Annotated in this window: 10 protein-coding genes and 1 tRNA gene; 1 reads left to right on the top strand and 10 read right to left on the bottom strand. The window is 64.2% G+C overall.

The features are described 5' to 3' along the window. Nucleotides 1-2: 2 nt before the first annotated feature. From G8760_RS02620 to G8760_RS02610, 3 genes are all read right to left on the bottom strand, one after another. A complete protein-coding gene (locus tag G8760_RS02620; RefSeq protein WP_166346212.1) occupies nucleotides 3-659 on the bottom strand; it encodes a hypothetical protein in 657 nt (218 codons plus the stop codon). Next, the gene (locus G8760_RS02615; RefSeq protein ID WP_166346209.1) at nucleotides 656-2,719 is read right to left on the bottom strand and encodes a DUF6571 family protein; all 2,064 of its coding nucleotides are present in this window, start codon (nucleotides 2,717-2,719) and stop codon (nucleotides 656-658) included. The genes G8760_RS02620 and G8760_RS02615 overlap by 4 nt, the downstream gene beginning before the upstream one ends. Nucleotides 2,720-2,782: 63 nt before the next feature. Further along, on the bottom strand, nucleotides 2,783-3,133 hold the full coding sequence (locus G8760_RS02610; RefSeq protein ID WP_166346206.1) for a hypothetical protein: 351 nt from the start codon (nucleotides 3,131-3,133) through the stop codon (nucleotides 2,783-2,785). A 66-nt stretch (nucleotides 3,134-3,199) separates the two neighbouring features. On the opposite strand from G8760_RS02610, the gene cds1 reads away from it, so the two are divergent. Then, nucleotides 3,200-4,312, top strand: coding sequence for an L-cysteine desulfhydrase Cds1 (gene cds1 / locus G8760_RS02605; RefSeq protein ID WP_166346203.1), 1,113 nt, complete (start codon nucleotides 3,200-3,202; stop codon nucleotides 4,310-4,312). 46 nt (nucleotides 4,313-4,358) lie between these two features. Here the strand turns inward: cds1 and G8760_RS02600 are convergent. From G8760_RS02600 to gnd, 7 genes are all read right to left on the bottom strand, one after another. Next, nucleotides 4,359-4,432, bottom strand: a tRNA-Ile gene (locus G8760_RS02600). Nucleotides 4,433-4,514: 82 nt separating this feature from the next. Beyond that, the gene (locus G8760_RS30105) at nucleotides 4,515-5,501 is read right to left on the bottom strand and encodes a DUF3566 domain-containing protein (protein ID WP_211198931.1); all 987 of its coding nucleotides are present in this window, start codon (nucleotides 5,499-5,501) and stop codon (nucleotides 4,515-4,517) included. Beyond that, nucleotides 5,498-8,041, bottom strand: coding sequence for a DNA gyrase subunit A (gene gyrA, locus G8760_RS02590; RefSeq protein ID WP_246222403.1), 2,544 nt, complete (start codon nucleotides 8,039-8,041; stop codon nucleotides 5,498-5,500). Before gyrA ends, G8760_RS30105 begins: the two co-directional genes overlap by 4 nt. 25 nt (nucleotides 8,042-8,066) lie before the next feature. Further along, a complete protein-coding gene (gyrB, locus tag G8760_RS02585) occupies nucleotides 8,067-10,070 on the bottom strand; it encodes a DNA topoisomerase (ATP-hydrolyzing) subunit B (protein WP_207781943.1) in 2,004 nt (667 codons plus the stop codon). A 399-nt stretch (nucleotides 10,071-10,469) separates the two neighbouring features. Then, nucleotides 10,470-11,000, bottom strand: coding sequence for a DciA family protein (locus G8760_RS02580; protein ID WP_166346200.1), 531 nt, complete (start codon nucleotides 10,998-11,000; stop codon nucleotides 10,470-10,472). Then, complete coding sequence (gene recF, locus G8760_RS02575) at nucleotides 10,997-12,166, bottom strand: DNA replication/repair protein RecF (protein WP_166346197.1); 1,170 nt, start codon at nucleotides 12,164-12,166, stop codon at nucleotides 10,997-10,999. The genes G8760_RS02580 and recF overlap by 4 nt, the downstream gene beginning before the upstream one ends. 3 nt (nucleotides 12,167-12,169) lie before the next feature. Next, the gene (gnd, locus tag G8760_RS02570) at nucleotides 12,170-13,090 is read right to left on the bottom strand and encodes a phosphogluconate dehydrogenase (NAD(+)-dependent, decarboxylating) (RefSeq protein ID WP_166346194.1); all 921 of its coding nucleotides are present in this window, start codon (nucleotides 13,088-13,090) and stop codon (nucleotides 12,170-12,172) included. Between the last annotated feature and the right edge of the window lie 4 nt (nucleotides 13,091-13,094).

Below are 13,094 nucleotides of genomic sequence, written 5' to 3'. Positions count from 1 at the left end.
CACTAGTCAACAGAACTACTGCCGAGTCGACTGGGCGGGTCGTCATCCAGCGTCCACTGATCAGGAAGATTCAACGACTCGACCATCTCCAACACAATCGCCGTACCGCTCTCTTTCGGATCAGTCCCCTCAGCAGGAAGATTAATCACCGCTGACACGATGACATCTCCATACGCCAGCTGGGCGCCGCCAATCAGGCCCTCAGACCCGTCAGGACGCGGACGATCATCCCGCGTCCACGCATAACCCAACCCCACCTCATCCGGGAACCGGCCGGCGGCCTCATTCTTCAGCCCCAACTCGAAATCGTCCCGCCGCTCGTCCAGGTTCCAATCCACCCGGACGCGCACCGCACCTCCGCGATCGGTTTCACCTGAACGACGAACCCAGCAGGTGCCACGCCGCACCACCGAGGTAGCCTGATCGGCGGTGCGAGCCAGTGGGCGGAATTCGATCAGTGTTCCGTCACCTTCTAAGTCATCAAGTCCCAGGGCATTTTGCACATGTTCCCAGGGAACGAACTCACACAGTCCATCTGCGCTGGTCACTCCGTCACCGTTAGCATCGTCGTCCGCCGAGGCGTCATCCCCCGATGTACACCCCGCTACTGTCACCGCCAGCGCCGCGATAACAACGTATCGGCTCGTCACCTTCATCACGGACTCAGCTCAAATCCATGCTCGAGGGCCTGCTTGAACGAAATGGTGATCAACGAGTTCACCCACTTCTGGAGCGGTCTGTCGTCCAGCCGCCACTCGTCCCAGGCTTCGCTGCCGAATAGGATCTCTGGCGGATCCACCGTGCGATCGATTGCATCTTCCGGCGGCGCTGAGAAGCGCGTGCTCTCAGGACCACCGTTCGCCTCGTCGACATACTGTTGATCGAAATAGCCGTGTGCAAGCAGCAGGTTGAACAAGTTACGCTCAAGTTGCTGCACTTGATCAGGCGTTAGGTTGGCGATGTTTTCAGCGTTACCCGTGGCGCCGCTATTCCTGATGCTGTTCAGCGTCTCGCGCTTGATCTGGTCGAAGACGAACTTCGACCATCGTCCTCCAGGGGCCACACCGGGGACGACGGTGAGGACGTCCAGACCCTGAGCAAGCAGGTCAGCATGCTGCTGAGCAATCCGGTCCGCTTGTTCGGCGCCGTAGAACGCACTGTTAAGCAACCATCCCAGCGCCTCTGCACCTTGATGCTGAGCATTCTCAAGGGCAGGTGGAACCGCTGTATTGGTCAAGATGGCCGCCGGGGCCGACAACTCGTGCCCGTCGGTCAGGCCGTTCTCCAGAGCGACGGACATACGTAGCTGGGACGCACCTACAACACCGGCCATTACGATCTCGATGTGCTCGGCATCGTGGCCGAGGGTACCCAGCAACTGTTCCATCAGCTCCCGGTTCATCGTCGCGCCGTACGGGGCATCTTCGCCGAACCGGTCGGTTGTGCCCGTCCATCCTCGTTCCGCGATGGAATTCAACCGACCGTTTTGACCTGCTGTTTGAATCAGATCGGGTGCGTAGTCGGCGAGCATGTTCGCGACGTTCTCACGCATGCCTTCCCACATGTGCCAGCCGGGGCTGTCCGGGATGGGGCCCAAGCGATTGCTCGCTCCCTCACCCGTCTGCGAACCGATTAAAGCGAACGTCTGCGAGGCGATCCGGGCCGAGATCCGGCCCTGTGACGACCGGTCCCGGAACGTGGTCGTCGCCGTCTCCAATGCGATGCCCAGCCCGGCGCCGCCGTCGGACCCAGCGCCGGGGCGCCATGTACGTTCCTGGATCATGTACTGGAGACGTGCGTTGACGTACTGCTCCTGATCGCCGATCTCGACCTTGATGTTGCCACCCTGGTTGAAGAAGTTCTGCGCCGCCTCGGGATTGTTGCCGAGCGCTTGCATCAGATACGGCATGACGTCGACCGCGATGTTGCCGGCACTGTCCCAGACATGCATCGTGTCCCGACTACTCGAACCGTTGTCGGCACGGGGCCGCCAGACCGGATCGCCGCCGAACGACCGCTCGAAGTCGTAAAGCTCGGCGGCGACGTGGTCCAGGAAGTCCGTCGAGTACACACCTTGCGCCAGCAGGATCGCCAATGCCTGCGAGCGTCCGCCCGGCTCGGCTTCTCCAGGCTCGGGACCGGTGATGACATCGACCCATCCTTGGGCGTAACCATCCGGCAGCGCCAATCGGCCGGTGCTGCGGGTGCCCGTGCCCAAGGTCCCGGACAGGGACGCCAACAGTTGTTCGTAATCGCTGGTCTGACCGTGATAGTTGTTGTTAAGTCCCCAGATGACGTCGGCGAGTTCATCCGGACTGATCGTTGTGGCAAAGCCTTCGGCGAAGTAGGGGTCGTTCTGGTGCTCTTGGAGTAGGGTGGCCAGCTCCTCGTCTATCTCGTTGTCGCTGTCCCGCAGCTGTTCTGCTACATCCTTGCCAAGTTGCTTGGCTTCGTCGGGGGAGAGGTCACTGATGTGGTCCTCGTTGATCGTTACTGTCGCGCCCGCCAACTCTGGCTCATGCTGCTCGATGGCCTCGGCCAGTGCGAGCCGACGGCGCACGCCCGGCAGCTCGTCGTCTGCCCAGTCGATGGCGCGCTGAACCTGGTCGCCGAACGAGTGGTCGATCCGGTAGTTGGGAATGTAGGTGCTTTTGAGCAGGATCTGGGCACCCCATAGTTCCCAGCGCCCTTCTTCTAGGCTCGTCACTAGCTTGTGCATCTCGGGTATAACGATCTGTGCCAGGTTTCCCATTGTCGTTCTTGCCTCGTCTATCCGGTTCGATCACTGGTATCCGTAGCGCGGATACGGATCGAACCGAGCCCGCCAGTCGTCGTCGGGGACCTTGTCGGGTTCGGCTGCCTCCGCGTTCTCAAAAGCGGCCTGGCAATCGTCGCCAGCCGCCTCGGCCCCGTCCTTCCGGGCTCGGAGTTCCTCCTCGAAGGCCTGCTGGGCCGTGCTCTGCCAAGCCCCGTTCTCCAAAGCCCTGGTCACGCGTTCAAAGGCCGTACGACACGCCGCTGCTTGCTCCCGCACCTTGGGAAGCGCGTCCTGGAGCTCGACCTTGTATCTGTTCTCGACGTCCTCGATCTCGTCGCCGTTCATGAGGCCAGTGCAACACAGTACGTCCGCCATTCTCTAGATCATCTGGGGTGGCAATCCAAACTCGATGGCTACCTTGGTCCAGGTACGCTGACTTGCATGCCGACGCCGGAACCATGGGTGGACCGCTCATGCACGAAGACACGAGCATGGGTCGACGAGGCGGTGCGACGGGTCGAGGCCGACGCCAACCGCTCCGCCGACACCCACCTGCACGTGTTTCCACTACCGGCCGACTGGGGCATCGACCTCTACCTCAAAGACGAATCAGTTCATCCGACCGGCAGCCTCAAACACCGCCTAGCGCGATCATTATTCCTCTACGCCCTGGCCAACGGGTGGATCACCGAAGGAACCACCGTCGTTGAGGCGAGTTCCGGCTCAACTGCCGTATCCGAGGCGTACTTCGCGCGGCTCATCGGCGTCGACTTCGTCGCGGTGATGCCCCGCAAAACCAGCCCGGAGAAGATCGCCCTGATCGAGCGCTACGGCGCCACCTGCCATTTCGTCGACCGCCCGCCGGACATCTACCCCGAGGCAGAGCGCATCGCGGCCGAAACCCAAGGCCACTACATGGACCAGTTCACCTTCGCCGAACGGGCTACAGACTGGCGAGGGAACAACAACATCGCCGAATCGATCTTCGATCAGCTGTCGGCTGAGCGCTATCCCGTGCCGGACTGGATCGTCATGGGCGCTGGAACCGGCGGGACGTCCGCCACCATCGGTCGTTACATTCGATACCGGCGCCACCACACCCGCCTGGCTGTGGTCGACCCGGAGAACTCAGCGTTCTTGCCCGGCTGGGTCACCAACACCTCCGACTTCGCCACCGGCATGCCGTCGCGAATCGAAGGTATCGGGCGCCCTCGGATGGAACCCAGCTTCATCCCATCGGTCATCGACTTGATGATTCCGGTTCCCGACGCCGCCAGCGTCGCCGCCATGCGCCACCTCCATCAGGTCAGTGGACTGACCGCGGGTGGCTCCACCGGCACCAACCTGTGGGGTGTGTGGCAGTTGATCGCCCAGATGCTCGCGGCCGGGAAACGAGGAAGCGTCGTGACGTTGATCTGTGACGGTGGAGAACGCTATCGGCACAGCTACTACTCCGACGAGTGGGTCGCCGACAGAGAATGGGATCTCACGCCATATCTGGCAACCATCGAGAAGTTCCTCGCCACGGGCGAATGGGAACCACCTGCGTCATGACCAGGTGCCGGGCGGATCCCGACCGGCGTCGAACAGAAACCAGAAGTGGGCCTAACTGGATTTGAACCAGTGACCTCATCCTTATCAGGGATGCGCTCTAACCAACTGAGCTATAGGCCCGCGTGCACCATGTGCGTTCAGCAGATTACCGCAGAGTGGCCGGCCGACCCAAACCGGCCCTACGCCCGCGGACCACCGCCGGTCAGTCGTCTTCGGCCAGTGTCAGTTCCAAACCACCGAGCAGGCTGGCCGACAAGTTGTACAAGAACGCACCCAGTGTTGCCAGCGCGGTGATCAGGACCACGTTCACGACCGCTATCAGAGTGGTGAACCCGAGCACCCGAGACAGCTCGACATACTGGTTGACGTCGACGCCTTCGCTCGTGCTCGACGCGGTGAAGTCCGTCACCAGGTCGCTGATCGAGGCGAAGACACCCGCGGCGTCCATGACGGACCACAGCACCGCCACGGCCACGAACAGCGCGATACCCAACGCCACCGACAACAGGAAAGCCGTCTTCATGACCGACCACGGATCCACCCGGACCAGCCGCAAACGGGCCTTACGCACCCGCGGCGGGCGGCGGCCGGTCTGACCACGCGGTGCCGGCGCGGAGCGCTCGGCGACCACCCGAGGGTCTTCGTGAACCTGCGGGCGGGCATCCAAGCTCGACTGGGTGTCGTCGGGCAGCGGCCGCGGCGCCGCGGGCGCCACCGGAGCGGCCGGCGCGGGTGCGGCGTACGTGGGGACCGCCGACGGCGGAGGAACCGGCTCCGGGCGTGGACCGCGCGCCGGACCCGGCGGCTTCGGCGCCGGATGCCGAGACCGGTTCTGCGTGGCCTCGGCCGCCTGCACGACGGCCGGCGGCGAGTACGCCGGTCCTTCGTTGTTGACAGGCTGGGCCGGCTGCTGTTGCTGCGGAGGTGGGGGAGAGACCTCCGGAGGCGACGGTGGCGACGCCTGGGCCGACTTGGGTCGCGTCTTGCGCCGGTTGGGCGTGGCCGTCCGAGCCGCCGCAGCCCCTCGAGGACCCGCCACCGGACCGTTCGACGACGGCCGCCGAGCCTGCACCGCAGGGTCCGGGCCGGCACCGGTAGTGGCGCCGCCCGACGGGTTGGCGGAAGTCCCGGAGGGCGCTTCTGTCGCCTCTTCAGCCGCGGGACGTCCGGTCCCGCCGGTGCTCGTCACAAGCCATCACCTTCCGAATTGGTCTCGGTCTCCAGCGCTTCGGCGACCTCGGCCGCTTCGTCTTCCTCGCCTATTCCTCGCGCGATAGCGACGATGGTGTCGTCGCTACCCAACGAAACGTATTTAACGCCCATAGTGTCACGTCCCTTGGCCGGAACGTCACTCACGGCGCTACGGGTGACCCCTCCGCTCGCGCGGATAGCAAGTACTTGGTCGTCCTCGCCGACCACCAGAGCACCCACCAGGGAACCTCGATCCTCGTTGATCTTCATTGCCTTGATGCCGAGTCCGCCACGGCCCTGCACCCGATACTCCTCGACAGCGCTGCGTTTTGCGAACCCACCATCTGTGACGGTGAAGACGTACGATTCGGTTCCGTCCTGGACGACCGACATCGACAACAACTCGTCACCGTCCCGGAATTTCATCCCCACCACACCGCTGGTTGGGCGCCCCATCGGACGCAACTGCTCGTCGGTGGCGGTGAAGCGGATGGACTGCGCCTTACGCGACACCAGAAGGATGTCATCCTCGGAGCTCACCAGCTCGGCGCCGATCAGCTCGTCATCATCATGCCGGAACATGAGCGCGATGACACCTCCAGATCGGTTGGAGTCGTATTCGGTGAGCCGAGTCTTCTTGATCATGCCGGACTTCGTGGCCAGCACCAAGTACGGCGCTTGCTCGTAGTCGCGCAGCGTCATCACCCGGGCGATCTTCTCGTCCGGTTGGAAAGCAAGCAGGTTGGCGACGTGCTGGCCCTTGGAGTCGCGAGCCGACTCGGGCAGCTCATACGCCTTGGCCCGATACACCCGACCCCGGTTGGTGAAGAACAACACCCAGTGGTGAGTAGTGGTCACGAAGAACTGGTCGACGACGTCGTCCTCGCGTAGTTGTGCCCCACGGACCCCTTTGCCACCGCGCTTCTGCACCCGGTAAAGGTCGGCCTTGGTCCGTTTGGCGTACCCGCCGCGGGTGATCGTGACGACCACCGGCTCCTCGGTGATGAGATCTTCGGCCGTCAGGTCACCCTCAGCCGGGATGATGTGGGTGCGTCGTTCATCACCGTATTTGTCGACGATCTCGGCCAGTTCGTCGCGGATGATCTGATATTTCCGGGCGTCCGACGCCAGAATGCCTTCGAGGTCGGCGATCTCTTCGAGAAGCGTGTCATGTTCGGTTTGCAGCTCGTCGCGCGACAACGCGGTCAATCGGCGCAGCTGCATGTCGAGGATGGCCGTAGCCTGCACCTCATCGATGTCCAGCAGCTGCATCAATCCGGTGCGGGCTTCCTCGACGTCGACCGAACGCCGGATGAGGGCGATGACCTCGTCGATCGCGTCGATCGCCTTGAGCAGGCCACGGACGATGTGCAGCCGGTCCCGGCGCTTGCGGAGCCGGAACTCCGTACGCCGGCGGATCACCTCGACCTGATGGGTGACCCAGTGCCGGACGAAGGCGTCCAACGACAGCGTCCGCGGCACACCGTCCACCAACGCCACCATGTTGCAGCCGAAGTTGTCCTGCAGCTGAGTGTGTTTGTACAGGTTGTTCCGGACAACCGTGGCCACGGCGTCGCGCTTCAACACGACGACGAGCCGCATACCGGTCCGCGACGAGGAGTCGTCCCGCAGGTCGGCGATCCCAGGAACCCTGCCAGAGTCAGCCAGATCGGCGATCTTGCGCGCTAGTGCGTCCGGGTTCACCTGGTACGGCAGTTCGCTGATGATCAGACAGGTGCGTCCCCGGCTGTCCTCTTCGACTTCGACGACGGCGCGCATGGTGACCGATCCGCGCCCGGTCCGATACGCCTGCTCGATCCCGCTGGTGCCGACGATGAGCCCGCTGGTAGGGAAGTCCGGGCCCTTGATCCGCTCGAGCAGAGCCTCCAACAGCTCTTCACTAGAAGCATCCGGGTGCTCGAGATACCAATCGACGCCAGCGGCCACTTCACGCAAGTTGTGCGGCGGAATGTTGGTGGCCATCCCGACAGCGATCCCGCCGGACCCATTAACCAACAGGTTGGGGAACCGGCTCGGCAGGACGTTCGGTTCAGCACCCCTCCCGTCGTAGTTGGGGGAGAAGTCGACGGTGTCTTCCTCGATGTCGCGGACCATCTCCATGGCCAACGGCGCCATCCGGCACTCGGTGTAACGCATGGCGGCCTGTTTGTCGTCGCCACGCGAACCGAAGTTGCCCTGGCCCTGCACCAGCAGGTATCGCATCGACCACCATTGGCCCAACCGGACCAGGGTGTCGTAGATCGCGGAGTCGCCATGCGGGTGGTAGTTGCCCATGACGTCGCCCACGACGCGCGAACACTTCGAGAATCCACGCTCGGGCCGGTAACCGCCGTCGAACATCGCGTAGAGAACCCGGCGGTGGACCGGCTTGAGGCCGTCGCGGACGTCTGGCAGGGCTCGCCCCACGATGACCGTCATCGCGTAGTCGAGATAGCTGCGTTGCATCTCGACCTGAAGGTCGACGGGCTCGATCCGGCTACCGCCAGGCTCTTCGGCGGTGGTGATGTCGTCAGTCACAGAATGGTCCTCTTAAGATCGCTGCTTAGATGTCCAGGAAACGAACGTCCCGGGCATTACGCTGGATGAACTTGCGACGGCTCTCGACGTCCTCGCCCATGAGTGTGCTGAACACGTCGTCGGCCTGTGCGGCGTCGTCGAGCGTCACCTGCAGCAAGAGCCGCTGGTCTGGGTCCATCGTCGTGTCCCACAGCTCGTCGTCGTTCATCTCGCCGAGACCCTTGTACCGCTGGATGCCGTCGTCCTTCGGCAGCCGTTTTCCGGCTTCTCTACCTGCCGTAATCAACGCGTCGCGCTCACGGTCGGAGTAGGCGTACTCGGACGGTGCATCCCGCCCGGACCACTTCAGCTTGTACAGCGGGGGCTGGGCCAGGAATACGTGGCCATGCTCAACCACCGGCCGCATGAACCGGAACAGCAGTGTCAGCAGCAGCGTGCGGATGTGCTGGCCGTCGACATCGGCGTCCGCCATCAACACGATCTTGTGGTAGCGCAGCCGGTTGATGTCGAAGTCTTCGTGAATACCGGTACCGAGGCCGTTGATGATGGCCTGGACCTCTTGGTTCTGAAGGATCTTGTCGATGCGGGCTTTCTCGACGTTCAGGATCTTCCCGCGAATCGGCAGGATCGCCTGGATCCGCGGATCGCGGCCCTGCTTGGCCGGACCACCCGCCGAGTCTCCTTCGACGATGAAGAGCTCGCACTCTTCCGGGTTGGTCGACTGGCAGTCGGCCAACTTGCCCGGCAGTCCAGCCCCACCCATGAGTCCTTTACGGCTACGCGCCGCGTCCCGCGCCTTGCGCGCCGCGACCCGCGCCACCGCTGCGCTTTGCGCCTTGCGGGCGATGAGTTTGCCCTCCGCCGGGTTCTGCTCGAACCATGCGCCCAATTGCTCGTTGACGATGCGCTGGACGAAGCCCTTCGCCTCGGTGTTGCCGAGCTTGGTCTTCGTCTGCCCCTCGAACTGTGGTTCGGCAAGTTTGATGCTCACGATGGCGGTCAAACCCTCACGGACGTCGTCACCGGTGAGGTTCGGGTCTTTCTCCTTGAGCACCGCCCAGTCCCGGGCGAACCGGTTGACCAGGGTGGTCAACGCCGCTCGGAAACCCTCTTCATGGGTGCCGCCCTCGTGGGTGTTGATGGTGTTGGCGAAGGTGTGCACCGACTCGGTGAATTGGTCGTTCCACTGCATCGCCATCTCGAGGCTCATCGGCTGGCCGTCGCCGTCCTCCGACTCGGCCTCGAACGAGATGATGCTGCGGTGGACCGGACTCTTGGCGGAGTTCAGGTGCTGGACGTAGTCGACCAGGCCGTCGGTGTACCTGTAACGGGCCTCGCGCGGGCCACCGGCGTCGTCGGTTTCGACGTCTTCCTCAGCACCTTCGTCACGGCCCTGCGGGCGCTCGTCCCGCAACACGAGGGCCAGGCCCTTGTTGAGGAACGCCATCTCCCGGAACCGATTGGACAACGTCTCGAAGTCATAGACCGTCGTCTCGAAGATCTCGGAACTGGCCCAGAAGGTAACGGTGGTGCCATGGTGATCAGTGGGTTCGTGCCGCTGCAGGGGCGCCTCGGGCACTCCAACCACGAACGCCTGCGTCCAGCGGTAGCCGTCTCGAAAGATCTCCACCTCGAGGCGGGCGGAGAGGGCGTTGACAACCGAGACACCCACACCGTGCAATCCACCTGAGACCTTGTACCCACCGCCACCGAACTTGCCACCCGCGTGTAGCTGTGTGAGGACGAGTTCGACGGCCGGCTTCTTCTCGATCGGATGTTCCGCGACGGGAATGCCGCGGCCATTGTCGAAGACGCGAACACCGCCGTCAGCCAGCAAGACCACCTCGATGGTGTCGCACACCCCGGCGAGCGCTTCGTCGACGGAGTTGTCGACGACCTCATAGACGAGATGGTGTAATCCGCGCTCACCGGTTGAGCCGATGTACATGCCGGGGCGTTTGCGGACTGCCTCGAGACCCTCGAGAACGGTGATGTCACTGGCATCGTAGGACGCGATATCGTCCGTCACGAACGGAGACCTCCTGCCGAGATTGCACAGCGCGCCCTACTCACCTGTAGGCCGCTGAGAGCCCCAGGAGACCAAGCGGCCTGTTTGGACCCGCCCAGTCTACCCTGTAGAGGCCTCTGAATGCTGCCTCAGCAGCCCAGAATTGCTGTTTGCGCGCCATAGATCACCATCTGTTACTCCCCATACGCAAGACGGACTTTCGTACACGTCAGGGCCGGCCCTTGGCTCTCTGGAAGCGCCTCCGAATGCCGCGGCAGACTAGCAACAGGTGCCGAGGATGAGGTCGATTTCACCGCATCGACCCGCGACGAGACTGCGGCGACGCACCACCTGGGCGGCGGATCCGGGCGACACGACGACGTCCCATGCAGGGTATGGGCAGCTCGCAGGCCCAACGGTTCAGCCATAGGTGTCTCGAGGCCCCCGGCCCGGAACAGTGCGCGGCCCCTTGCTCCAACTGCGGCCCTGAGGGCCGAGCACCTCGACTCGGGTGAGCGTGCCGTGACCGACGACCACATTGATCTTCCGCACCAACTCACCAGCAAGCAAGCGAACCTGTGTCGCCCACGCGGTGGAGTCGGCACGCACCGTCAGAACTGTGTCTTCATACCGCTCCGGTGTGACGTGTGCGGCCACGTCCGAGCCAACCAACGAGTCCCATCGGGCCATGACCCCGTGTACGGCCAGATCTTCCTCCCAACCGTGCTCACTGGCCAGCTTCTCCACAGCCGCCCCCAGCAGTTGTGGATCGCGATCGTCGTGCGCCGGACCACTCCATCCGGCACCTGGCGACGAGCGGCCCCGTGCACCGGGCCGACGACGAGTGCCCCGGCGGCCGGCCTGGTTCGGTGTGTTCCTGCCATTGGCCTTGGCCCGCGCGAGCATCGCCTTGGCGAGGTCGACGCCATCGGGATCCCACTGATCGGTCATGCTGCCCTCCGAACCACCCCGTCGGACACGTCCACCCGTACACCGCTGAGCGCTGCCGGGACGTCGGCTGGCACCGCCGCGGTGACCAGCACCTGGTCCGCTTGGCTGACCAACTCTGCCAGCCGGTGTCGACGGCCCGCGTCGAGTTCGGCGAAGACGTCGTCGAGGATGAGTACAGGGTCACCACCCATGGTACGGAGCAACTCGTACGACGCCAGACGCAACGCCAACGCGAACGACCAGGACTCACCATGGCTGGCATACCCCTTCGCCGGCATGGGGCCAAGGCTGAGCACCATATCGTCGCGGTGTGGACCGATAAGCGACACACCACGTTCGAGTTCGTCCTTCCGCATCCGCGCGGCGGCGTCGGTCAACGCGGCGGCCAGATGTTCCCGATCCGCGGCGAGATGGACATCCGGGCCGAGAGAAGACTTGTAATCCAGCCGGATGTCGACGTTGCTGGTGCCTGACTCCGTGGCCGCCACCGACTCATAGGCCTTCGCCACCAGCGGGCGTAGTGCCTCGATCAGCTCCAGCCGAGCGGCCAGCAACTCGGACCCGGCCCGGGCCAGGTGGGTGTCCCACACGTCCAGCGTGCTCAGATCCGGAGTACCGGCTCCGCCGCGCCTGGCGCGCATCGCGGCGGACGCGGACTTCAGCAACGCATTACGCTGCTTGAGGACCCGCTCGTAGTCCGACCGAACCCCGGCGAACCGCGGTGCTCGAGCGACCAACAACTCGTCGAGATAACGGCGCCGGTCGCTGGGATCCCCCTTGACGAGGGCCAGATCCTCCGGCGCGAACAAGACGGTCCGGAGTACCCCCAGGATGTCCCGGGGGCGGCTCGCGGGGGCCCGGTTGATCCGCGCTCGGTTGGTTTTGCCCGGCGTGATCTCGATCTCGAGCAAGGCCGCCCGCGCGTCCGGTTCCGACCCGGCTACGACATTGGCGCGGACGACGGCACGCTCCGCGCCGAGCCGGACCAACGGTGCGTCTTGGGCCACCCGGTGGCTACCCAGTGTGGCGAGATACCCGACGGCTTCGATCAGATTGGTCTTCCCTTGGCCGTTCGGACCGATGAAGGCCGTCACCCCACGGTCGAGAGGGAGCTCGACCTCGGCATACGAGCGGAAGTCGACGAGCGAGAGGTGGCTGACATGCATCGGTCAACCGGTCGTGCCGGGATTCTCCGGGGATCCGGTTGCCTCGGCCGCCCTGACCGCGTGCCCACCGAACTGCTGGCGCAGCGCGGCCACTGCCCGCATGGCGGGGGAGTTCTCCTGCCGCGACGAGAACCGAGCGAACAGGGCCGCGGTGATCACCGGCGCTGGAACGGAGTTGTTGATGGCTTCCTCGACCGTCCACCGTCCCTCGCCGGAGTCTTCGACGTAGCCACTCAGAGCAGCCAGGCCGGGATCGGCGTCGAGCGCTTCTACCAGGAGGTCGAGCAGCCAGGACCGGACGACAGTACCTCGGGACCAAGCTTTGAGCACCCCCGACACGTCATCGACCACGTCGGAGGCGGCGAGCAGCTCGTATCCCTCGGCATAGGCCTGCATCAAGCCGTATTCGATGCCGTTGTGGACCATCTTGGCGTAGTGCCCGGCGCCCACCCCTCCAGCATGGACGAAACCCTCGGCACGTGGACCCTCTGGACGCAGCGCATCGAAGACCGGCATAAGCCGTTCGACGTGGTCGGCATCGCCCCCGACCATCAGCCCGTAGCCGTTCTCGCCGCCCCAGACACCTCCCGAGACACCACAATCGACATATCCGATGCCATGCTCTCGCAAGGTCTGGGCATGGGTGATGTCGTCGGTGAATCGGGAGTTTCCGCCCTCGACGACGATGTCCCCCTCACTCAACAATCCAGCTAGCTCGGCAATGGTGGAACGGGTGGGCTCGCCGGCCGGCACCATCACCCAGATCGCGCGCGGCGCGGCCAGTTGCTTGACCATCTCGGCCAGGCTGGTGACATCGGTGGTGGCCGGATCGAGCGCGTACCCGACGACCGTATGGCCAGCGGCACGCAGGCGGTCTCGCATGTTGCCGCCCATGCGGCCGAGTCCGACAAGCCCAAGTTCCACGTAT

The organism is Phytoactinopolyspora limicola (genome assembly GCF_011320225.1).
In the GTDB taxonomy this organism is placed as follows: Bacteria; Actinomycetota; Actinomycetes; order Jiangellales; family Jiangellaceae; genus Phytoactinopolyspora; species Phytoactinopolyspora limicola.
The sequence above is the reverse complement of the archived record's forward strand: the minus strand, read 5'-3'. Positions and strand labels throughout refer to the sequence as shown.

What these genes read in the sequence shown, in the direction of transcription:
- recF (WP_166346197.1), bottom strand. Translation starts at nt 12,166, where the DNA reads ATGCATGTCAGCCACCTCTCGCTCGTCGACTTCCGCTCGTATGCCGAG.
- G8760_RS02615 (WP_166346209.1), bottom strand. Translation starts at nt 2,719, where the DNA reads ATGCACAAGCTAGTGACGAGCCTAGAAGAAGGGCGCTGGGAACTATGG.
- G8760_RS02580 (WP_166346200.1), bottom strand. Translation starts at nt 11,000, where the DNA reads ATGACCGATCAGTGGGATCCCGATGGCGTCGACCTCGCCAAGGCGATG.
- cds1 (WP_166346203.1), top strand. Translation starts at nt 3,200, where the DNA reads ATGCCGACGCCGGAACCATGGGTGGACCGCTCATGCACGAAGACACGA.
- G8760_RS02610 (WP_166346206.1), bottom strand. Translation starts at nt 3,133, where the DNA reads ATGGCGGACGTACTGTGTTGCACTGGCCTCATGAACGGCGACGAGATC.